Genomic DNA, 22,471 nt, shown 5'->3' on the forward strand with positions numbered 1-22,471 from the left:
TGCGCGGTCCCCTCTCCGTGCAGCACCGCCAGCGCCTCGGCCGTCGCGGCCGCCAGCACCACCGCGCCCCATTCGGGCAGCGCCCCGTGCGCCGCCACGTGCCTGCGCAGGTCCGGGCCCGGCTGGTCGGGCAGCACCGACCACGGCCGCCCCTCGTGCTCACCGGTCCCGGTGGCCCCGACCGCGCACACGCCCCCGCCCTCCGGCTCGGGGAGCGCCTCCTCCGCCGCCTCTGCGCGCGCCAGGCCGAGCAGCACCGGCACCCCGCCGTCGCGGCGCGCCGCGTACAGCACACCGCCGCCGCTGTCGGACACCCTCCCCTCGATCCGGTACCCGCCGACCTCCCGCGGGTCATCGGAGGTGAGGGGTTCGGTGCGCGCGCAGAGACTCTGCGAGGGGTGCGACGTCATGAGGGGTATGCCTCCGTTGTCCTGTTCCGATACCGGACATCGTCGCGTCTGGCGCGCCCCCCGGCAAACCTGTTGGCCACTGGTGGCCGAGTATCCGCCACCGGGCAACCCCGGCCCCGGCCCGGTCCCGACCCGCGCGGACGGCCCCTCCCCGGGGGATCGGGGAGGGGCCGTGCAGGGGATGGGTGATGGGGTGGGTGTTACAGGGTGACCGTCTTGGTCGCCGTCGAGGTCGCCCCGTCGGCGTCCGTGACGGTCAGCGTGATGACGTAGGTGCCGGGGCCGGGGTAGAAGTGCCAGGTGTAGTCACCGCTGCCGGTGGACCCGTCGCCGAAGTCCCACGCGTAGGAGACGATCGGGGCGTCGCCCTCCGTGGAGGAGGAGGCGTCGAACTCGCAGAGGTACCAGAACGAGTAGCACCCGCCGCCGAAGTCGGCCGTGGGCCCGTCGCCGCCGGGGGACCCCACCGACACGGTCGCGGTGGCGCTGTCGGTCGCCCCGGAGTCGTCGGTGACCGTGAGGGTCACGGTGTAGTCGCCCTCGGCGCCGTAGGTGTGCTCCACGGTGGCGCCGCTGTCGCCCGAGCCGTCGCCGAACTCCCACTCCCAGTCGGTGACCTCACCGTCGGCGGTGGAGCCGGAGCCGTCGAAGGAGCAGGTCAGGGTGGTGTCGTCGCAGGCGTGGTCGATCGAGGCGACCGGGCCGTCGGGCGGGGTGACGTCACCGTCGGCGGGGAAGGTGTCGGGGTCGCCCACGTCCAGCAGCGGCTCGTGGTACCCGTCGCCGGAGGTGTCGTCCCAGTTCTGGTTGCCGGCCGAGATCAGGGTGTCGTAGATCGCCATGACACCGTTGCGGTCGTCGGGCTTGGCGGAACCGGTGGCCAGCAGCGCCAGGCCGCCCGCGGCGTGCGGGGAGGCCATGGAGGTGCCGCTCATGGTCTGGTACCCGCCGCCGGGCGCGGTCGAGAGGATGCAGGACCCGGGGGCCGCGATCTCGACGACCTGGCCGAAGTTGGAGAAGTAGGACAGGGTGTCGTCGTCGTCACCGGTGCAGGACAGCGTTCCGCCGTTGCCGCCGGGGGCGCCGTCGGAGTCCGCCATCGAGGACACGGTGAGCACGTCGGGGTGGTTGGCGGGGAAGAAGTTCGCCGCGTCGCGGGAGCTGTTGCCCGCGGCGACCGCGAACGCCACCCCGGAGTCCACGGCCGAGGTGATCGCCTGGCTGAGCGCCTGGTCGGTGCAGCCCTCGCAGCCCAGGCTCATGTTGGCGACGGCGATGTCCCCGGCGTTGGCCGCCACGTAGTCCACACCGGCGGTGATGCCGGCCAGGGTTCCGCTGCCGCCCGAGGTGAGGACCTGGACGTTCCAGATGTCCGCACCGGGCGCCATGCCGACGACGCCCTCGCCGTTGTCGATGGCGCCGATGCTGCCCGCCACGTGGGTGCCGTGCCCGTTGCCGTCGGAGGCGGTGTTGGCGACACAGGTGCCGCTGGTGCAGTCGACGGAGTCCACCACGTTGAGGTCGGGGTGGGACCCGTCGACGCCGGTGTCCAGCACGGCGACGGCCACGTCGGGAACGTAGTCGTCCTGCCCGTTGATGTCGAGGTTCGGGTTGTCGGGGGCGAAGGTGCGGGCGATGCCGTCGGGCACGTCCTGGTCGAAGGTGTGGACCGGCTGGTCCTCCTGGACGAAGGACACCTCCGGGTCCTGGAGGAGCTCGGCTGCGTCGGCCGCGCTCATCTCGGCCGCGTAGCCGGTGAGGGCGTGCTCGTAGACGCCGATCGGGTCGTCGCCGTGGCGTTCGGCGACCTCGTCCGGTATGGCGGAGTCGTCCAGAACGACGATGTAGGTGCGCTCGGTGGTGTCGGCGGTGTCGAGGAAGTCCGGGACCTCCTCTGCGAGGGCCGGTGCTGCGAACATGACAGGCAGCAGGGCGACGGCCGCAAGGACCGCGCCTATCTTGCTCTTGCGCATGATGCGGAGAACCCTTCGGGGGGTGTGGGGGACGGGGGATGTGGAAGGGTGGCCACCCGGAATCAAGAATCCGTCACGGAGGGCGACCCTGACCATACGTGTTCACTACGTAACTTCGTATGCGCCCGGGGGTGCTACGTAGTGCCCCGGCGGCCACTACCTACCCGGGGTCCGCCGACCCCGTAAGCCGGTCGCGGCCTTCGGGGCCGACGGGTCCGCGCAGGTCGTCCGCGGGCCGGTCGCGAGCCGGTGTCAGCCCGGCAGGGGGATCTCCGCGAGCACGGGCAGCAGGCCGGCCTCCTCCTCGTCGAGGTGGGCCTCCAGCTCCCGGCTCATCCCCGCCAGGTCCGCGCGGAACGCGGCCGGGTCGGCGGTGGCGACCTCCGCCAGCAGTGCCTGGATGCCGTCGCGGATCCGGTCGACCTCGCGGTGCTGCTCCGACAGCCGCTCCAGGGTGTCGGCCAGGTGCGGGTGCTGCTCGGCCAGGGCGGGGAACAGCATCTGCTCCTCCCCGTCGTGGTGGAACCGCAGCGACTCGCAGAACGCCAGGCAGTGCTGACGCAGCCGGAGGCTGAGCCCGGGCGCGGGGACCCTCCCCTCCCGGGCCGCGCGCTCGTCGCGATCGGCGAGGTAGGCGTCGGTCTCCTCGCGGATCCTGGCCAGGTGCCCGCGCAGCCAGCGGTGGACCTCCACCAGCTTCTCGGCGAGGTTCGCCGCGGACTCCCCCCGCTCCGGTCCGTCCCCGGCGACCGCCGGTTCCAGGACCACCACGGGCAGGACCCGGTCGGTCCCGGCCTGGTAGTCACCGTACCCGGGGGCGGCCCGGACGGCCTCGGCGAACAGCCGGTCGCGGTCCTCGCCCTCGGCGGGGACGGCGACCGCCTCGAACTCCTCGGTGCCCAGCTCGACCCGGACCATCGGGTGGACGAGCAGGTTGTGGTACCAGGCGGGGTGCCGGTCCGACCCCCCGGCGGAGGCGACGACGAACAGCCGCCCGTCCGCCCGGACGTACCCGAGCGGGCTGGTGGTCTCGCGGCCGCTGCGCGCGCCGACGGTGGTGAGCAGCAGCAGGTCGCCGCCCTCGAACATGCCGCCGACACGGCCCCCGTTGGCGCGGAACTCCGCGACCACGGGCCGGTTGAAGTCGGCGACGTACGGCCCGGGGCCGCCGGGCGCGGCGGCCCCGCCGCCACCACCGCCGCGGGTGTCCTGTCCGTCGTTCGTGTCCTGTGTGTTCTGCAAAAGATCTCCTCTCGGTGGATGGGGATGCGGGTGGGCGGCCGCCCCGAGAGGACCGTGCGCACAGACGCCGCGGACACGGGTTCAGGGAAAGAGGCGCATGCCGACGCCCACGGACGCGCGAGAACGCGAACGGGATCGGAATGCGGGAACGGGGAGGCCGCCGGGCACGGCTGTGCGCCGCACCGGAACGCGGATCAGGCGTGCTGGGTGCTCATGGTCGGCTCTCCCTCGGATCGTGTGCTCACCCGTCGACCCGACCGGCCCACTGCTCGTGGTCGGGGACACGTGGCACGCGCGAAACGGTATGCCACGCCGCGGGGTGCGTCAACCGCCGAGGTCGGAACGCGGTAGGGCCCGCCCCACCCCCGATCCACCGGGCCGCCCCAGCGACCGCGGTACCCGGTCCTCCGTAACTTCGAAAGCCTCGGAACCTCGGCGGAATCGAGGAATCAACGGGATCGAAGGGACAGGAGACACCGATGGCCTCACAAACCCCCCACGACCGGACGGGGTCCGCGCGGGCGGACGGCCCCGGACCGCCACCGCGTTCACCGGCCCCGGACCTCGCCCGGGGGTTCATGCTGCTGTTCATCGCGCTGGTGAACGCGGGATTCTTCCTCACCGCCCCGGACACGGTCCGCACCCTCGCCGACCAGGCGGTGACGTTCGTCCAGCTCACCCTGGTGAACGGGCGGGCCATCCCGCTGTTCGCCCTGCTGTTCGGCTACGGCGCGGTGATGATCATGCGCCGGGTGCGCGCCTCCGGCGGGGGCTGGGTGCAGGCGCGCATCCTGCTGCGGCGGCGCGGGTGGGTGCTGCTGGCGCTGGGGGCGGTGCACGGGGCCCTGCTGCTGCCGGTGGACATCCTGGGCGCGTACGGCTTGGCGCTGCTGCTGTTCGTCGGGCTGGTGCGGGCGCGGGACGTGACGCTGTGGTGGACGACGGCGGTGCTGGCGGCTTTGTCGGTGGCCGCCCACGTGGCGTGGGCGCTGTCGATCCCACCGAACAGCGGAAACGGCGGCGACGGCGGGAGCGGGGCGGCCGCGCCGTCCTTGCTGGAGCCGTCCTTCATCGCGGCGTCCGCCGAACGGTTCAACGAGTGGATCCTCTACACGCCGGTCACGATGCTGCTGAAGGCGATGCCGCTGATCGTCCTGGGTATCTGGGCCGGACACCGGCGCCTCTTGGAGGAGCCGGGGAAGCACCGGCCGCTGCTGCGCTCGGCCGCGGCCTGGGGGCTGGGAATCGGGGTGCTGTCGGGGTTGCCGGACGCCGTGGTGGCGGCCGGGTGGGCGAGCTCGGACCCGCGCCCGAGCGGCATGCTGGTGGTGCTGCACGACCTGGGCGGCTGGGCGGGCGGCATCGGCTGGGCCGCACTGATCGCCCTCTTCACGGTCCGCCGGGAGCATCGCCCCGCCGTCTCCGGGGAGCACGGTCCCGTCGCGCACCACGCCGGACCGGTGGTGACGGCCGTCGCTGCCGTGGGAGAACGCTCGCTGAGCGGCTACCTCCTGCAATCCCTGGTGTTCACCGCGGTGTTCGCCCCGTACGGCCTGGGTCTGGGCGCCTCCCTCGGCACGGCGGCCGCGGCCGCCGTGGCGATCGCCACCTGGCTGGTGTCGGTGGCGGCGGCCGAGGCCCTGCGCCGTACGGGCCGCCGCGGTCCCGCCGAGGTCCTGATGCGCCGCCTCACCCGACGCCGCGAGCCCCTGGTCCGCTCCTCCTGACCGGCGGGCCCGTGCCCCGGCCCGCACCCGGAGAGCGCCCAGCCCCGCACCCCGGGCCGGGCACCCGCCCGGCGCACCGGGCCCGGACGTGTGCCCGGCCCCTCGCCCGAACCTGTGCCCCGGCCGCCCCGGCAGGACGGCCCTTCCGCACGTCCGGGACGGCTCCCGCCCCTACCGCTGGATGTCCTCCGGCGCCGGGACCCCCACCTCCAGGTCCGTGTCCAGCCCCGCGAACGTGTACCGCGTGTACCAGTACTCCGGCGCCGGGACCGGTTCGGTGAAGGCCACCGGCACCGCCTGCGCCACCGGCCGCCCGTTGAGCACGTACCCGCCCTGCGGCGCGCCCTCGGTGGCGAACGCCAGCGGCTCCCCGTCCTCGGTGGCCACCAGCGTGAACGTCGACTCCTCCGGGGACTCCTCCGAGGGCTGGAACGTCCCCTCCACCAGCACCGCCGGGACCCCGTCGGGCGGGTCCTCCCCGGCCAGGTGCCCGTAGGCGTCCTCCGTCGGTCCGGGAGCGGCGAACTCCGTCTCCTCCTCCGAGGTGACGGTGCCGGTCTCCACCACCCGGGCCATCGGCTCCAGGAACCTCTCCGGTTGGAACACCGCCTCCGACGCGCCCAGTTCCTCGGCGGCGGCCGGCCGCCACACGGCGGGCCCGTTCCAGGCGGTGGTGTCGCTGTACAGCAGTTCCCCGTCCACCAGCATCAGGTCGCTGGCGCGCGCCCCGCTGACGGTGCTGCTCCAGCGCACCGCCTCGGGGTCGGCCTGGTACAGCACCCGGTCGAACAGGGTGGGGTCGGCCGTGGTGTCCACCGGCAGCGGCTGCCCGTACCCCTCGCCGTTCCCGGCGTGGGTGAGGATGGTCAGCTCCAGGCTGTCGGCCGCGGTCAGCCGGTCCAGGGAGGCCGCCACCAGGTCGATACCGGTGGGTGTGGCGCCCTCCTGCGGGTCGGCCGGGTCTCCGCCGGGGTTCTCGGAGACCGGCTCGGCCTCCTGGGCCAGGGCGTCGAACAGCACGTACCCGCCGCCCCCGGCCACCGCCAGCGCGAAGCAGCCGGCCGCACCGATGGCCAGCACCCGCCCGGCACCGCTGTGCCGTTCACGCCGCCGCCGGCGGGAGCGCCCGCCCCGGCCGCCGCCCGGACCGCCCTGTTCGCCCCGGCCGCCACCGTCGCGTCCGGCCCCGGACCCGCTGTGCGCCTCCCCCGGCGCGTCATCGGGGGCGGGCACCATGATCAGCTCGCCCGTGATGGGGTCGCGGGTGCTGACCAGCCGACGCGCGTTCTGCACCCTGGTGCCGGGTGTCCAGGTGCGCCGGCCCGACGCCGCCGCCTCCTCGTCCAGCCCCTGGGCCGCCTGCGTCCACCGCTCGGGCCGGTGCCAGGACACGTCCACGTACGGCCAGTGCGCGCGCACCGCCCCGTGGAGCCGGTCGCTCCACTCCTCGCGGACCGTGTCCTCGGGGATCCCCAGCAGTGACAGGCACTCCAGGTAGACGTCCTCGGCGGAGGGCCGCCGGGCCGGGTCCCGCTCCAGGGCCCGTTCCAGGACGCGCGCCAGCTCGGGCCGGAGCGCGGACAGGTCCACGTACCCGCGGGCCCGGACGGCCGCGTCGGCCTGAGAGACCACGGTGCCGAACGGTGGCAGGCCGGTGCCCGCGAAGGCCACCGTGCACGCCCACGAGAACACGTCGGACGCCTCGTCGGGGCGGCTGCCGGCGTAGCGTTCGGGCGCCATCCAGCCGGGGCTGCCGACGGTGGTGTGCGAGTCCCCGTCGTCCACCTGGCGGGCCAGCCCGAAATCGACCAGGCGCGGGCCGGTGGCCGTGACCAGCACGTTGCCGGGTTTGACGTCGCCGTGCGGGACCCGGCCGTTGTGCACGTCCATCAGCGCCTCGGCGATCCCGGCGGCCAGCACCAGCAGTGCGGCACCGCCCATCGGACCGCGCACCCCGGTGTGGCGGGCCAGGTCGAGGGCGGGCAGGTATTCGACGGCGGCCCACGGGCGGTTGCGGTGGATGCCGCTGTCGAGCACCCCGAGCGCACACGAGCCGGGCACCCGGCGCAGGTGCACGACCTTGTCGCCGGGGTCGGCCGCGGACACCCACTCCTCGCCCATGACCTTGAGCGCCAGCGGATGGCCTTCGGGGGTGAGGGCCGCGTAGACGGAGCCCAGGGCGGAGTCGCCGAGCCGGCCGATCAGCCGGTGCGCGCCCACCCAGGGCGGGTCGTCGGGCACGAGGGGCCGGATGTTCGGCGGTAGGACGACTGTCGATGCCATGGGGGGTTCGCTTCCACTCTCCTGGGCCCAGGGGTCGGGAATATCGTGACACGGCGTTCGTATTCAGCGGGTACCGAACGTACATTCCCCGACGCTCCGGGGCCAACGGGGCTCATGCCCCTTGGTCGTACGCTTCAGTGAGAACCCGGCCGGTGACCGGAGGTTCACTTCATGGCCGGTTATTTACCGACCTTCGCACAGAAAAGGATATGTGCACCAGTGGTCCCGCACATCCCGCCCAGGAGCGGCTCCGCGGCCGATCACGGGTGCGGAGCAGAGTAAGCACACCGCCGAAAAGGCGGGTTCTCGACTGTTCCGTATATGTTCTTCCGTTCTTCGGAAGGCCACATCGGAAACAGGCCCTCCCGGCCCGGGCCCACCGGTTCGCGTCCCCCGGTCCGGAGGCCCCGTTCGGACTCCCGGCCTTGCTCATACCTGCCGGTGCCGTCCGCCGACGGCCTCCGCACCGCCGGTGGCCGCCGACCTCGGATCCGACATCGATCACGGACCCCCCTCGTCGCCCTCATGCCGCCGGGCGGTCGCGCCCTTCGATCAGGACCTCCAAGGCCCGTTCCAGCGCCCGCGCCTGCCCGTCGTACCGCTCCGCGTCGATCCCGTCGGACGGCGGGTCCTCGCTGCTGGCCTCCTGCTCCAGCCGGGCCCGTCGCAGGCGTCGGCGTCGCCCCGGCGCGGTGGCCGCGCCCACCACAGCGGCACCCGCGCCGATCGCGCCCAGGATCGCGGCCACCTCGACCGCCCCCAGCAGCAGCGCGACCCCGGCGAAGACGATCAGCAGGGCGGACATCCCCCCGTAGAAGAAGGCCGTCTCGTCCTGGACCGGTTCCCTGCGCACCACCCGTGCCCGCTCGGAACGCAGCAGCAGGGCCATCCGCGCCCGGGAGGCCGCCGCCAACTGGGGCCGGGCCTCGCGTAACACGGTGGCGACCGCCCACTTCTCCGGTTCGGGGGCGTCCTCGACGGCCTTGCCCACCCGGTGCAGCAGTTCCGCGCCGGCCAGGTCCAGCTCCCCGGTGGCCCGGGCCTTCAGGTCCTCGGAGCCGGCGGTGGGGGACGCGGCGTTGCGGTGGGCGAGTGCGACCAGGTCGGGGACGTCCAGCGGAACGCGCAGGACGGTGTCGGCGGGGATGCCCGCGACCAGGTCATTCCACCCGCGCCGGGCGTCCGCGACGGGCAGGAGTCCGCGCAGGTTCTCGGCGGTCCGCCCGTACCGCTTGCAGGGAGCACCCCGAACGCACCCGCGTTCGTTCCCCTCCTCGTCGCGTTCGGGGTCGCGGTGGTCGTCGGGCGTGCGGCAGTGGTGCAGGGCGAAGGCGTCCAGCAGACCGGAGCGGAGCGCCTCCTCGTTCCTGGCGAGGAAGGCCTCCGGCGCACCCGCGTCGTCGACCAGCCGGTGCCAGGAGTACCGGTTGCCGTCGTAGGTCGGCGGCAGTGCGGGATCCATCCGGGCGACGAGCCCGGCGAGGAAGACGCCCCGTTCGGCCGCACCGTCGGGGAGCGGGCGGCCGAGGTGCTTCCGGGCGGCGGCGCCCAACAGCTCCCAGCTCTTCAACGCGTCGAGCCGCTCCGCACCGCGCCCGCCGCGCGCCTGGAGCAGGTCCAGGGCGTCGCGCCAGTTGGCCTGGAAGGCGGCGGCCAGGGCGGACGGGGAGATGTACTCCTCTCCCCCGAAGGTGAGGGGCGGATGGGATCTGCGGACGGTCTCCCAGACCTCGCGGACCTCCTCCACCGGCACGACGACCGTGGTGGTGGGGTCGCCCGCCGCACCGAGGGTCTCCTGGAGCTCCTCACTGGTCAGGACGACGGTGTCGGCGAGTTGCGCCGTGACCGCGCCGCCGGGCCACGCTCCGGCGCCCCCGGCCTTGGGGGCCGACGGCCCGGGCGTCCCGCCCGCACGGCCCAGCAGCGCCACCAGCACGTCCCAGGCGCTCGGCCGGTTCTCGGGGTTCTTGTCCAGGCAGCGCCGCACCAGCGGGAGCAGTTCGTCGGGGACCCCCTCCACCTGCGGCCGCCCGTGCAGGATCTGCGGCATGACCGCGGCGGGCCGCGTCACGTCGAACGCGGGTCGGCCGGTGGCCGCGAACACCATGACCGCGCCCCACGCGAACAGGTCGATGGCGGGCGTGACCGCCCGGCCCCGCAGTTGCTCGGGGGCCATGTAACGCGGGGTCCCCATGATGATGCTGGCCTGTTCCCGGGAGTTCTCCGGGTTCAGGATCCGGGAGATCCCGAAGTCGATGACCCGGACCCCGTCGGTGCCCAGCAGGATGTTGTCGGGCTTGAAGTCGCGGTGCACCACGCCCGCCTCGTGGATGGCCACCAGCGCGGTGGCGGTGGAGACCGCCAGCCGGTACAGGTCGCCGTCCGTGCGGCGGCCCTTCTCCCGGACCACGGCGGACAGCGGCGGTCCGTCCACGTACTCCGTGGCGATCCACGGCGTGTCCGCCCGGGGGTCGGCGTCCAGGACCCGCGCGGTGCAGAACTGCCGTACCTTCTTGGCGGATTCGACCTCGCGGTCGAACCGTTCCCGCACCCGCGGGTCGTCGAGGTGGTGCCGGTGCAGGACCTTGACGGCGGCCCGGTGGCCGTGGCGGTGCTCGCCCAGGAAGACGGTGCCGAACCCTCCTGAACCGAGGCGGCGGACCAGGCGGTGGCCACCGATCTCGGAACCGATGTCGACCACGGGGGGCACTCCTTGTCGTTCTCTCCGAGGCGGCGGCCCCGCCGGGGCCGGGAGGGGTGACGGGAACGCTTCGGGAGTGTCGGGCGGGGCGGAGCCGGGGGGACTGCCGGGGCACTGGGGGCCGGGGCAAGGCGCACGATACACGGCGCCCGGGGACACTCTTTCGGACCCGGGAGGATCGCGGCACCCGCTGACCGGAACCGGTCAGTGCGGAATCGGCGCCCCGGGCCGCCCCTTCCCGTCCCGGACCCCGGCGGATGCGTTCCGCCTCCGCCACCGCTTCCGCCTCCGCCGGTGGCGGACCGGAACGGACGGTGCCGGATCGGTTCCGGGCGGGCCCGGCTCGGGCGGATCGGGACGGAGTAGGGCGGAGCGGGGCACCGGCGCTGCGGATCATGTCCCGTGGAGTGGTGTGGGAACAACGGGATGGTGTCCCATCGAGTGGTGTGACTCTTCCGGCCCTGTTCCCACGGATGCGCGTCAGCGGTGCCGGGCGGATCGATGCACCGCCGCCTCCGGCGGCTTCTTCATCCCGGCCGGCGGGCCCCCGGTACGCGGCGGCCTGCCCCGCTTCGGCCGACCATCGCGATGACCCGCAAGGACGCACCCGCGCGAAAATCACACCACTCCCGGGGACGTGACCAACAACGGTTGTTCGAACAAGAACGAATCACCGACCGGCGCGCCGTCACCTCTGGGGCTCTGGAGTCGAACGAAGTCACACCACACCACTCGGTGGGACACCATCGCGCTCCGCGCCGCGGGCCCGGGAGCAGGTGGAACGGCGGGCCGCCCGGCAAGCCGGACAACGATCCGGACAACGCACCGGACAGCAGCGCGGGCGACAAAAAGGAAAACCCGCACGGAAGGAATTTTGCAGCACCAGAAAAAGGCCGGGAAAACCATCACACCGATCCTGTGATGTGCGACACCGGCGACTCGGGGGTTCCGTACCGATTCACCCCTTAGGAACGGTCGATGGTCGCCCCCGGACCCGTCTTCCGCACCGTCTCCGACCGGTGAATCCCACCACCGGGCCACCGCCCCACCCTGCACCGTGACAATCCGCGTGGGTGCGTTCTCCGAAACGGCACCGCACACCCGTGTTCTCGTGCATACTCAGAGCAGCGGCTCCGGGAAGGGGAAGCGACTGGGCACGACGCACCCGGCGAGAGGGGTGCGCACTCGTGTGCGCATGCCGGGCACCGACCGGGAGCCGCCAACGGCCGCGTTCGAACACTTCATTCGCGCAGGGTTCGTGTGAAGGGATACAACACGGCCAGGGGCCGAGGAAAGAAACTCCGATTTCCGAACCCGGCCCCCCACATGCCATAATGCGTCGGGGGATGGCAGGTGGGTCCGATCTTGGGGGAGAAAACGGGCCTACCTGCCACTTTTTCGCGAGAACCGGCATGTTCTCTCGAATACGCCCGGGCCTTCTCCCTTTCCTCTAAAGTGAGGGAACGGGGCCGCCGGCCGGTCCCGGGGGCGGGCGGCGCCCCGCGCTCCCGTTCACTCCTACTCCCGGGGGCGCGGGGTTCCGCTCGCCTCGTCGCATCAGGGCGCGATGGTGTCCCACCGAGTGGTGTGACTTTTCCGGCCCTGTTCCCACGGATGCGCGTCAGCGGCGTCGGGCGGATCGGTGCACCGCCGCCTCCGGCGGCTTCTTCATCCCGGCCGGCGGGCCCCCGGTACGCGCTGGCCGCCCGGCTTCGGCCGACCATCGCGATGACCCGCAAGGACGCACCCGCGCGAAAATCACACCACTCCCGGGGACGTGACCCAGGGCGCCGACACGTCCGTATGCCGACGTCCCGGGCGGGGGAACAGGGATCAGGGACAGGGATCGGAGGTCGGGCGGAGAACCGACCGGGGACCGGTCCCGCCCGAAGGATCAGACCGACGGAGCCGCCGACGGCGGGGGCACCGCACCCGCGTCACCGTCCGCGGCCGTCGCGTCCCCGCAGGCGAGCACACCCCGCTCACACGAGAGCACCGTCTCCAGCAGCCCCGGGAACCGCTCGGACACGTCCCCGTCCCGCAAGGAGATGAAGCACCGGGTGCCCTCCGTGCGGCTCTGCACCAGGCCCGCGTTGCGCAGGATCTTCAGGTGATGGCTCAGCGTGGACTGCGCGATCGGCAGATCGATGTCCTTCCAGGCGCGTTCGCCGTCCCTGGCCGCGAGCATGCGCACGATCTTCAGCCGGGTGGGCTCGGCCAGCGCGGCCAGCACCGTCACCAGCTCGACCCCGTCGAGCGGTGGATGGTGTTGCTCCCTCGCCGCCACGCGAACCTCCTCACACCGGCGTTTCGCACCAGCATAGTGGGGCGGGTGTATCTTCGATATTCGACGATCATCGAACACCGAGGGACAAGCATGCCCATCACCCTGTCCGTGCTCGACCATGCCGGCATCTCCGAGGGGTCCACACCCGGGCAGGCCCTGCGCGACGCCCGCGACCTGGCCCGACACGTCGAATCGCTCGGCTACCGGCGCTTCTGGCTGTCCGAGCACCACAACATGCGGGCCATCGCCAGCGCCGCCACCTCCGTCTCGCTCGGCTTCATCGCCGAGGGCACCTCGACCATCCGCGTCGGCGCCGGCGGCGTCATGCTGCCCAACCACTCGCCGCTGGTCATCGCCGAACAGTTCGGCACCCTGGAGTCCCTCTACCCGGGCCGCGTGGACCTGGGCCTGGGGCGGGCCCCGGGCACCGACCCGCGCACCATGATGGCGCTGCGCCGCGACCACTCCGCCGCCTCCGCGTTCCCGCACGACGTGCAGGAACTCCAGTCCTACTTCGAGCCCGCCGACCCCGGCCAGCCGGTCCGCGCCGTTCCGGGCGAGGGACTGCGGGTGCCGCTGTGGATCCTGGGGTCGAGCCTGTTCGGCGCCCAACTGGCCGCGCAGCTGGGGCTGCCGTACGCGTTCGCCTCGCACTTCGCACCCGACGCCCTGTACGAGGCGCTCAAGGCGTACCGGGAGAACTTCACCCCCTCGCGCCAGCAGGAGACCCCGTACGCGATGGCGGGGGTGAACGCGTTCGTCGCCGACACCGACGAGGAGGCCCGGAGCCTGTTCACCACCATGCAGCAGGCATTCCTGGGAACGCTGCGCGGGGCACGCGGACTGCTGCGCCCGCCGGTGGACTCGCTCGACACCCTGTGGCGTCCCGGGGAACGGGAACGCCTGGACCACATGCTTCGTTACTCGTTCGTGGGTTCCCCGGAAACGGTGCGCCGCAAGCTCGAACTGTTCGTCACCGACACCGGTGTGGACGAGCTGATGGTGTCGTCGATGATCTACGACAAGAAGGCCCGTCTGCGCTCTTTCGAGCTGCTGGCGGAGGTCGCCGGTCTGGGCTGAGTCCCGTCCCCGCCCCGGGGGGACACCGGGCAAGGGTGGCGGCCGATGGGCGCTGTTGGCAGGCGGCGCGGGCCGCCCCTCCCGGGTGGGGAAAGCGAAGGGCCGGGCACCCCTCGGGTAGGGGGTGCCCGGCCCTTCGGTGTTGCGGAGCGCGGGCCCGGACCGGGCGACCTCGGTGGTGCGGTGGGCCGGTACCACGGGGATGAGCCGCCGGGGCAGGGGCGGCCCGGTTGCACAGGTCGGCGATGGGCGACGGGCCCGCGGTGACGAGTGCATCGGCCCGGACCAGAAGATCCCTCCGGAACATGAACTCTTGGGGTCTGCCCGCCCGGGAGCGGATGCAGAAGGTGCGCCACGTTTCGCACCGCACACTCGGGTGATGGCATCAGCGCTGGTCATAAGCATGCTTGCCCACCAATCACCGACCAAGTAGTGACGCCTCACGTGTCGGCTGAGAAGATGGTGACGCGTCGAGCACCGACCGTTGTACGTGTTCATGGGCGGTTCGTCCGAATGCGGTTTCACACCCGGGAACGGAGGTGAGGCCGCGAGAGGTGTCCCCACCTGCGTTTTCGGCAAAGGCGGGGAGGGCCTGTGGACAAGGTGTGCCGGCCGGGATCGACGGGCATCGTGAAGAAGGATGACCTCTTCTGGACAGGTACAAGGTGTATGCCCGAGACCTGTGCAGGATAGTGAGAACCCCGAGGCGACTGCGTGTGCAGGGGCCTCGCGCCGTAGCCAAGATGTTGATGTGGGTGAATCCTGACCCTTGGTTCACCCTGACGAAGGCCGGCAGGCCGAAGAGATGCCTGGTTGTGGGACCACGAGGACGTGGTCCGCCGCCCCGATCTCCTCCCCCAAGGAGCTGACCCCTGTGAAGACGCCAATGAACAAGCTGTGGGCGACCCTGAGCGCCCTGATCATCCCTCCGTCGAAGAAGAACGACAACGGGGCCGGAATCGTTGAGTATGCGGCCATCCTGATCCTCGTCGCCGCTGTCGCCGTCGGACTTTTTGCCCTCGGCATTCCCGAGAACATTACAGGAGCAATCGGCACGGCCATCTCCGACATTCTCAGCGGACCCAGCGGCCCCTGACAAAAATCAAATCTATTCGCACCAGACGAAACTCAATGATGCAGAAAAAACTCGAAACAACCAAAGGGTTGCCAGAAAAAATAAACTATCAGCCATACGCGAGAAGTACTTTTGGCCTCTTCCCAAAGCTGATGGCAACATCACTTGCTATTTTCGTTTCGGGATGCGTCGTCTCAAGCGAAGAACAGTCATCAGGAGGCGACCCCGAAACCCCTTCAAGCCAAGAGAACACTTCTCCCGAGAGCCCAACCGGCGAAGACCCCCTGGAGCCGATCGGAAGCAGCACAACCACAACCACTATCCTTGGCGGGGAACTCCAAATAGACATACTCGCCTTGGAAGCCCTAGAAAACGACATACTCCGGCTTAGTATACGCGTAACAAACAATTCCGGAGAACGATTTTCTTTGGCCGATGGCCTATCCGAAATGGGGGACCAGAACACCGCAAGCAGAATATCACTTATCGACGCGAACAAGCAGCAGAGATATTTGAGTCATGATTTAAGCAATGGAAGGTGCTTCTGCTCTCCAGCAGTCCCAGGATCCCTAGACAGTGGGGAAAGCGCAGAACTTTGGGTTGCATACCCCAAGCCGGAAAACATACCCAAAGAAATGACCGTAATACTCCCCATTGCGCCGCCAATTTTTGACGTGCCGGTTGAGGAATCTTCAGAAAGCCTCCAGAACGAAGGGGTCGGGGAAGATAAGATCCTCGATCTCACGATGATCTCCGACAATCTGGAAGATCATACTGGGAGAACTGAAAATAGCGACGAGGTGAGCATCATACTTTCCTCTGATGTACTTTTCGGCACGAACAGCTCAACCCTCAGCCCCAAGGCTCGAGAAATTCTCGAGCAAGTTGCAACTGAGATCGACGATGCTTCAGCAACAATTGTGAGTATCGATGGATACGCCGACAACACTGGAAGCGACGCCGTCAATGTCCCTCTCTCAGAAGACAGGGCTGCGGCAGTCGAGGAAGCTCTTTCCGAACTCGTCACTCGCGAGAGCGTGACCTTCGAAGTTGCCGGACACGGAGCCAGTGATCCAATAGCAGACAATGGCACAGAAGAGGGCCGAGAAAGAAATCGACGAGTTTCAGTAACCTTCGAGAAGTAGACAGACATGAAGAATGCGATAGCCTCACGACTTAGCCTGTTTACATCGACCTCCTTGGCGGCAGCACTCATGTCTGTGGGTGTGAGCTCAGCATCCCCCATGCCAAGCGCCAGAGACCTTGATGTTCTTGGTTCATCCCAAGGAAACGGAAGGCAATCTGGAAATCTTACGGCGGAAGTAAACCAAGCCGAAAACAACTCTCAAGGAAATCTTCTGTCCGTCACTTGGAGCATCGAGAATACAGGGACAGAAAGAGTCGTCCTAACCTGGCTCGAAGGAAAAACATATACATATTCCGGAGCCAACTATGCTGGAGTGACAATAACACAATCCAACGGGGGGACTAGATACCATCCGGTCATGGACGGATCCGGAGAATGCCTGTGCTCCGGGGATAACTCGTCCACGTTTAGGGAGAGAATCGAGCCGGGGGAAAAGATCTCGTATTGGTCTATGTTCTCTGTGCCAACTGGCGTAGAGAGAATCTCCGTGGAGATCCCTGGGTTCGATCCGATCGAGGACATCCCCATCTCCTGACCGCCTTCAAACACCCCCTGGAGAATGATTTGTTTGGCTCCCGACACATGAACTTCGGGGAGTCGCGGAGGCCATCGCCTTCGCGGCCTGCGGGGCGTGCGGGGGAACGCAGTGGGCCCCCGCGTTTCCGGCGTTGGTTATGGCCTACGAACACCCATGGCGGAGACCGAGGTGCCGCGCTGACCGAAACCGCGGCCGTACTCATCCTCATTGCCGCCGTCATGGTCGCGGTGTATCAGCTGGAGCTGAGCAAGACCTTCAACGATGGTGTGCGGCAGATGGTGTGCCTGGTGCGTGGGCCTTCCTGTGGGGAGACCTGGACCGAAGCCGATCGGCCGGAGGAGCCCGAAGCATACGAGTGGGGCCAGGGCAACCCGAACCGGCTCGACAACCAGAACATCGCCCGGACCCTCGCCGAGGGCTACGACTGGCGCGATGCCGAATGGCAGTGCCTGAGCAACCTCTGGGGTGCGATGTCCCACTGGGACCACACGGTCACCGACTCGGAGACCGGGGCGATCGGCATTTCGGGGTTCGTGCCGGGAACGCACGGCAGCCTGCCGTCCGGATTCCGCGAAAGCGCCCAGACCCAGATCGAGTGGGGGCTCGGGCATATCAGGGACACCCACGGGACCCCGTGTGTGGCCTGGTCCTACTGGCAGGGCAGCGGCTCCTACTGATGGGTTCCGGCCCGGGCCCGGCCGCCACCGCCACCGCGGCGGCACCCTCACCGGTCCCACCTGATCGCAGCGGCGATGGGGATCAGTGCGCTTTCAGCACGGCGAGCAGGTCGGCCCACCCGGTGCTGGTATAGGCCAGGTGCCCGAGGTCGCGGGCGCCCTCATCCGCCCTTACACGGCCGGCCTCGCCCTCCCCCGGCCCCGCACCCCGGAACCCGTCCCACCTCCGGACGAGTTCGCCGACCTCACCGCCCTCATCCGCGACCACCTCACCCTGTACACCTGACCGCCCCCACCGGCCGCACCCCTTCCTCTTCCTCGGAGTCGGCGGTGTTCCTCCACCGCCCTCCGGCCAGGACCACGTATCGGTGGTGCACCACGACACGTCCAGCCCGGCGACGACGCGGGAGACGGCGAAGTGGTCGATGACCGTGTCCTCCGGCACCCGCGGCATACCGCCGTGTGAGAACCTCACCCGCTCGGACGCCGCCCGACCGCACGCACCGCACCGCCGGCGGCGCATCCGGATCAACGGTGTCATGGGCCGGCGGCTGAAGGGCTCAAGCGCGAGTCGGCACACGGCCGCACCACGGAGGACGACCTCGCTTCCGCATCCGCGCACCGCCCCGGCGTGGCTCGCGACCGACCACCGGCGGATCCCGGCCCAGGACGCGAGAGATCCCGTGGACGGCTCCCCCCCCTACCGCGGCGGATCACGATCTCCCCGCGACCCTTGACCGCCGACGACCATAGCGCCGTCACACCACACCCTTCCGAACTCGGATGTCGCTACGACGCCATGGCACCACCGAGCGCTTCCCAACATCCCTCGGCCTGAGCCTGCACGAAGCCCCGCAGGTCGATATCCATGGTGCTCACGGTGCTGTCATCGAAAGAAATGTGACGCTCATAACGATCGCCGCCCGCGCCGGAGGCCGCCGGCAGCCCCTTCAGGGCAAATTCACTCATCTCATGAAAGACCCCGGCACCCACGAAGAGGGCCGCCAGGGCGATCACGAGCGCACCGGGGACGAAAAGCAGCCACCCCCATCCCATGGAGGGGTCCTCATTCGGGTAGAAGGTTCCCTCAGGGTTGACCCAGCCGTACAGCAGCTCCCAGAGTCCGCGTTCCAGAGCCACAGCGGCGATGGCGATGCCGATGAGGATCCCGTTCCGGACAGGTCTTCTGCCGATCACTTTCCGCTTGTACTCACGGGCCCCGTCGGACAGCGCCTCGTGGAGGAACAGGATCCGCCACAGAGCCCGGGTGGCGACCGCCACCGGCGCCCTCACCCGTTCGTCCGCCCGCAGGATCCCCTGGGCCACCCGGGACCGCCGTGGGCCGTCGGGCAGCCTCTCGACCGCCCACCGGCCCACGGCCTCCGCGTCGAAGCGGCCGTCGGACCCGCTGGATTCCACCAGGAACGCGGTCGCCGGGCCGACGAGAGCGCGCCGTCGGTAGTTCCTGAGCTCCTGTTCCCGGATGTCGGCGAAGCCGGACAGTGCGTCCCATGCCCACTGGTGGTACCGGTACCGGACGGGCTCCGCCGACTCGATCAGCCCGCGGAGCGCGACGTACCGCTCGCACGCCTTCCCCGGGGGACAGCCGTGCTCCGCGTCGACACAGTGGTGCAAGGAGAAGACCGACAGGATCCGGTCATCGACGGCCGCCAGGATCCGGGAGTCGACGTTGTTCCACCTCGCCCCGCTCCACCGCTCGCTTCCCTGGAACATCCGGGTCACGGAGCCCAGGGACATGTCATGCTTGCGGAAGCAGGGCGGCAGGTCCGGGCGCAGGACCGCGATGACCCAGGCCACCTCGACGTCCGTGGAAACCCCCTCACCGAGGGCGCGGATCACTTCCGGTTCCTCGGCCGACCAGCGGATGAGGGCCTGCCGGTGCGCCGCGGACTCCAGCATGTCGACGGCGGCGTTCCAGTTCAACTGCATGGCCTCGGCCAGAGCTCCCGCAGTGGTGAGCTCCTGGCCCGCGAAGCGGAAGGGGGCCCTCCCCGGTTCCGGAAGACGCGAGGGCACCTGTCCCCCGCCGACGGCGCGGCTGCGTTCGTACAGTTCCCCGGGGTCCGGGCGTCCCCCCTCGTCGCCGTACCCCAACAGGGTCGCAAGGAGCGCACGAGCGTCCGGCCGATGCCCCGGCTCCTTGGCCAGGCACCTCCGCACGGTCACGGACAGCTCCTCGGGCACACCCGCCAGATCCGGTTCGCCGTCGAGTACGCGGTGCAGCACCGCGGCCTGATGGGGGCCGCCGAACGCCTCCCTCCCCGTGGCCGCGAAGGCGATGGTCGCTCCCCAGGCGAACACGTCGATCGCCGGCGTGACCTGCTCGCCCCGTAACTGTTCCGGAGCCATGTAAGCGGGGGTGCCGATCAGCCCGCTGGCGGTCGCCCCCGCCCCGTCCAGGGCCCGCGCGATCCCGAAGTCGATGACTCTCGCCCCGTCCGGAGCGATGATGATGTTCTCGGGCTTGAAATCGCGGTGCACCACCCCTGCCGCATGGATCGCGGACAGCGCGGTGGCCGTGTGCACCGCCAGCCTGTACAGGTCGCTCCCCGTACGCGGCCCCTGTTCTCGGACCGACCGCAGGAGATGGGTGCCCTGAACGTATTCGCTGAGGATCCAGGGCGGGTCGCCATGAGGGTCGGCGTCGATCACCTGGGCTGTGCAGAACGAGGACACCCTGCGGGCCAGATGAACCTCCCGCGCGAAGCGCTCACGGAATTCGGGATCCTGTCCGTGCCTGCTGTGGAGCACCTTGACCGCGGCGAGGGAGCCCGACGGGTGCTCCCCCAGAAAGACGGTTCCGAACCCGCCGGAACCCAGTTCGCTCACGAGTCGGTGCTCACCCACCGTGTCACCGACACCTACCATGTCCCGTCCCCTCCTCGCGTTCGCGCGCCGGGGAGGGTCTCGCGTGTCCGCTCGGGCAGCGGCTCCCGGCCAGGCGGCGGGGCCGTCCCGCACCGGGGAAGGGGCGGTCATCAGGGGGATACGTCATCGGTTCCGTGGAGTCCCGGCCGACCGGGCGGACCCCACACCTCCTCACCAGGGGGATCGCGTTCTCGGTGCAAGAGCGGGCATATCCGCCCCCATTGGTGGATACCCGCCGCCCGCGAGAACAGACCACGCGAAGGACACCGGAGCCACGGCGGTACGGGGCCGCAAGGATGTGCCCGTGGGAGGCGGGGCCGTGCTCGGGCCGGGCCCCGTATCCGGTCCTGCCCTCGGACGGCCCGGAGGTCGGCCACCTCGTGCAGGTACCGGCCGGTGGCCGAGGCCCGGTCCCCGGAGAGGTCGGCCGGCGGCGCCGGGTGAGGGGCGAAGCACCGGTAGAAGGCGAACTCGGCGGTGAAGGTCCGGCATTAAGGTCCGGCATTTGGGTCCGGGAGCCGGGTCGGTGGTGTTCTTGCCGGTCATGCGGGTGGTGCTCCCCTGATGTGACTCTGCCTGTCGAACCAGACATGACGGGATGTTTCATCCAACTGACGGAGAGGGATCCGTCCCACGGCGCCGGGGGACCGGCGTTGCACGCCCACGGTGTGCGCTTCAGGTCGCCGGTCCCGTCGGCCGCCGGGAAGGCCCGGTCGTCGGCCGGGTGGTCGGGCACGTGGTCGCGGATGTCGTCACGGACGGCGGCGGCGCCCCACCCGGCGCGGCCCAGCAGGTGTTGCGGCCCGTCGGGGGTGGTGCCCCCCGACGGGTTCGGCGATGGTCCGGCGGTTCTTGCGCGGCAGGTCCGCCAACGGTCCGAGCACCGGTCCGCGTGCCCGACGCCGGGGTTCGGCCCTGGTGGACCGGCCCTGGTGGACCGGCCCGCGATGCGGCCCGTCATCTGATCGAACATCTGCTGCCGGCGGGAGGGCGCTACGCAGGGGCCCGCGGCCACCGCTCGATCTTCGTTCGTCCGCACGGCCCACGATGATCGGCGGTGGCCGCTGCGGTGTGCCGCCGGCCCGGCGGCCGATCCCGTTTCCTCGTCGCCGACCCGGCGCGGCGGAACCGCGGGCCGAGCCGTCGCGGTGCGGGCCCTGGATCACACCTGTGATCCGGCCTCCTCCTGGGACGCCGTCCAGGTCCGCGCGGGCCCCCGCAGCGCCCACGCGGCCGCCGCCGCGACGACCAGGACGAGGGCTGCGGCGATGTAGGGGGCCGACGGCGCGAACTGCTGGAACAGCCACCCGCCGAGCACCGGACCGACGACCCTGGCCCCGGCGTTGACGGACTGCGACACCCCGAACATCACACCCTGCCGGTCCTGGGGCGTCACCCGGGAGATCGCCGCCATGGTGGACGGGGCGTTGGTGGCGTTCCCGGCCGCGACGAGGGCGGCGGGCAGCGCCACGTACCACCAGTCCTGCGCGAGGGGCACCAGTGCCGCCCCGAGGGCGAGGATCAGAGCGCCGACGGCCATGAGCGTGACCTCCCCGACCCTGCTCGACAGCCAGCGTGTGGCGGTGAGCTGGACGAGGACGATGAGCACCCCGACGTACATGAACAGCACCCCGTTCTCCACCGGCCCGAAACCCAGTCTGTCGGCGGTGAAGAGCGGGAACTGGGAGTCGATCATGGAGAAGCCCACCATGACGGCGCCGGAGACGGCGAGCAACGGCACCAGGCCCGGGATCGCGCGGGCCTCGGCCGGTCGCATCCCCTCACGCGCGGCCCCTCCCTGGCGGGGCAGCGCGGCCAGTGCCCAGACGATGTTGGCGGCGCACAGCACCGCGGCCGCGAAGAAGGGCCAGCGTTCGTCTCCCAGGGCCACGAGCAGGGACGCGATTCCGGGGCCGAGCACGATCCCGAGGCCGATCCCGGCACCGACGACCGCCATGCCGCCGGCCCGGCGTTCGGCGGGCAGGACGTCGGCCACGACGCCCTGCGCGGCGGCGGTGCTCGCGGCGCACGCACCGGAGAGGATCCGGCCGGCGAACACCGCGATGAGCGACCCGGCCAGGCCCATGGCGAGGTAGGCGACGAGTCCGCCCGCGGCGGTGGCCGCGATGACGGGGCCGCGCCCCCAGCGGTCCGACGCGCGTCCGACCACCGGTGCCAGCAGGAGCTGTGCCAGGGAGTAGACGGCGACGAGCACACCGATCGTGCCCGGTGAGGCGCTGAATTCACGTGCGTACGTCGGCAGGATCGGGACCACCATCCCGAAGCCGATCATGTCGACGAACACGGTGATGAAGACGGCTCCGAGCGCGCGTTTGCGGTGGATCTCTTCACTCATCTTATCTGTCACACCCATCCGGAACCGCGAACCGTCGAACGAAAAAGGCAGAGTTTTCCCCGCGCCCGGGGCCTGTGCTCCACCCG

At 70.5% G+C, this 22,471-nt stretch carries 14 protein-coding genes and 1 pseudogene; 7 read left to right on the plus strand and 8 right to left on the minus strand.

The genetic code is table 11. The features are described 5' to 3' along the window. From QJS33_RS18025 to QJS33_RS18035, 3 genes and pseudogenes are all read right to left on the minus strand, one after another. Nucleotides 1-410 (minus strand): annotated as a pseudogene (locus QJS33_RS18025) (hypothetical protein); the annotation flags it as partial. Between the two features lie 200 nt (nt 411-610). Next, nucleotides 611-2,383 (minus strand): S8 family serine peptidase, encoded by a 1,773-nt coding sequence (locus tag QJS33_RS18030; protein WP_306369172.1) that lies wholly within the window; start codon nt 2,381-2,383, stop codon nt 611-613. A 252-nt stretch (nt 2,384-2,635) separates the two neighbouring features. Beyond that, the gene (locus tag QJS33_RS18035) at nt 2,636-3,625 is read right to left on the minus strand and encodes a nitroreductase/quinone reductase family protein (RefSeq protein ID WP_306369173.1); all 990 of its coding nucleotides are present in this window, start codon (nt 3,623-3,625) and stop codon (nt 2,636-2,638) included. 479 nt (nt 3,626-4,104) lie between these two features. Here QJS33_RS18035 and QJS33_RS18040 point away from each other — a divergent pair, with 479 nt between their 5' ends. Beyond that, nucleotides 4,105-5,352 carry a DUF418 domain-containing protein gene (locus tag QJS33_RS18040; RefSeq protein ID WP_306369174.1) on the plus strand — a complete coding sequence of 416 codons (1,248 nt, stop codon included), beginning with the start codon at nt 4,105-4,107 and terminating at the stop codon, nt 5,350-5,352. A 171-nt stretch (nt 5,353-5,523) separates the two neighbouring features. Here the strand turns inward: QJS33_RS18040 and QJS33_RS18045 are convergent, their stop codons facing one another. The 3 genes from QJS33_RS18045 to QJS33_RS18055 form a co-directional block, all read right to left on the minus strand. After that, complete coding sequence (locus QJS33_RS18045; protein ID WP_306369175.1) at nt 5,524-7,635, minus strand: serine/threonine-protein kinase; 2,112 nt, start codon at nt 7,633-7,635, stop codon at nt 5,524-5,526. A 523-nt stretch (nt 7,636-8,158) separates the two neighbouring features. Further along, complete coding sequence (locus QJS33_RS18050) at nt 8,159-10,336, minus strand: serine/threonine-protein kinase (RefSeq protein WP_306369176.1); 2,178 nt, start codon at nt 10,334-10,336, stop codon at nt 8,159-8,161. A 1,894-nt stretch (nt 10,337-12,230) separates the two neighbouring features. Further along, nucleotides 12,231-12,623 (minus strand): helix-turn-helix transcriptional regulator, encoded by a 393-nt coding sequence (locus tag QJS33_RS18055; RefSeq protein WP_306369177.1) that lies wholly within the window; start codon nt 12,621-12,623, stop codon nt 12,231-12,233. 90 nt (nt 12,624-12,713) lie between these two features. On the opposite strand from QJS33_RS18055, the gene QJS33_RS18060 reads away from it, so the two are divergent. The 6 genes from QJS33_RS18060 (at nt 12,714) to QJS33_RS18085 (ending at nt 17,426) form a co-directional block, all read left to right on the plus strand. Then, nucleotides 12,714-13,703 (plus strand): LLM class flavin-dependent oxidoreductase, encoded by a 990-nt coding sequence (locus tag QJS33_RS18060; protein WP_306369178.1) that lies wholly within the window; start codon nt 12,714-12,716, stop codon nt 13,701-13,703. A gap of 874 nt (nt 13,704-14,577) precedes the next feature. Continuing rightward, the gene (locus tag QJS33_RS18065) at nt 14,578-14,799 is read left to right on the plus strand and encodes a hypothetical protein (RefSeq protein WP_306369179.1); all 222 of its coding nucleotides are present in this window, start codon (nt 14,578-14,580) and stop codon (nt 14,797-14,799) included. 38 nt (nt 14,800-14,837) lie between these two features. Continuing rightward, nucleotides 14,838-15,923 (plus strand): OmpA family protein, encoded by a 1,086-nt coding sequence (locus QJS33_RS18070; protein WP_306369180.1) that lies wholly within the window; start codon nt 14,838-14,840, stop codon nt 15,921-15,923. A 6-nt stretch (nt 15,924-15,929) separates the two neighbouring features. Further along, nucleotides 15,930-16,460, plus strand: coding sequence for a hypothetical protein (locus QJS33_RS18075; RefSeq protein ID WP_306369181.1), 531 nt, complete (start codon nt 15,930-15,932; stop codon nt 16,458-16,460). A 221-nt stretch (nt 16,461-16,681) separates the two neighbouring features. Beyond that, a complete protein-coding gene (locus tag QJS33_RS18080; protein WP_306369182.1) occupies nt 16,682-17,140 on the plus strand; it encodes a hypothetical protein in 459 nt (152 codons plus the stop codon). A gap of 85 nt (nt 17,141-17,225) precedes the next feature. Next, nucleotides 17,226-17,426 (plus strand): hypothetical protein, encoded by a 201-nt coding sequence (locus QJS33_RS18085; protein WP_306369183.1) that lies wholly within the window; start codon nt 17,226-17,228, stop codon nt 17,424-17,426. Nucleotides 17,427-17,929: 503 nt separating this feature from the next. Here QJS33_RS18085 and QJS33_RS18090 read toward each other — a convergent pair. Both QJS33_RS18090 and QJS33_RS18095 read right to left on the minus strand, forming a co-directional pair. After that, entirely contained in the window at nt 17,930-19,990 is a 2,061-nt protein-coding gene (locus QJS33_RS18090; protein ID WP_306369184.1) for a serine/threonine-protein kinase, read from the minus strand. Nucleotides 19,991-21,191: 1,201 nt separating this feature from the next. After that, nucleotides 21,192-22,385, minus strand: a complete 1,194-nt coding sequence (locus tag QJS33_RS18095) for an MFS transporter (protein WP_306369185.1) — start codon at nt 22,383-22,385, stop codon at nt 21,192-21,194. Between the last annotated feature and the right edge of the window lie 86 nt (nt 22,386-22,471).

Source organism: Nocardiopsis sp. CC223A (assembly GCF_030766825.1).
Lineage (GTDB): Bacteria > Actinomycetota > Actinomycetes > Streptosporangiales > Streptosporangiaceae > Nocardiopsis.

Bases quoted from the DNA above. Each gene is read 5' to 3' on its own strand.
- QJS33_RS18030 (WP_306369172.1), bottom strand. From the start codon at position 2,383: ATGCGCAAGAGCAAGATAGGCGCGGTCCTTGCGGCCGTCGCCCTGCTG.
- QJS33_RS18040 (WP_306369174.1), top strand. From the start codon at position 4,105: ATGGCCTCACAAACCCCCCACGACCGGACGGGGTCCGCGCGGGCGGAC.
- QJS33_RS18045 (WP_306369175.1), bottom strand. From the start codon at position 7,635: ATGGCATCGACAGTCGTCCTACCGCCGAACATCCGGCCCCTCGTGCCC.
- QJS33_RS18060 (WP_306369178.1), top strand. From the start codon at position 12,714: ATGCCCATCACCCTGTCCGTGCTCGACCATGCCGGCATCTCCGAGGGG.
- QJS33_RS18070 (WP_306369180.1), top strand. From the start codon at position 14,838: ATGCAGAAAAAACTCGAAACAACCAAAGGGTTGCCAGAAAAAATAAAC.
- QJS33_RS18075 (WP_306369181.1), top strand. From the start codon at position 15,930: ATGAAGAATGCGATAGCCTCACGACTTAGCCTGTTTACATCGACCTCC.
- QJS33_RS18080 (WP_306369182.1), top strand. From the start codon at position 16,682: ATGGTCGCGGTGTATCAGCTGGAGCTGAGCAAGACCTTCAACGATGGT.
- QJS33_RS18095 (WP_306369185.1), bottom strand. From the start codon at position 22,385: ATGAGTGAAGAGATCCACCGCAAACGCGCGCTCGGAGCCGTCTTCATC.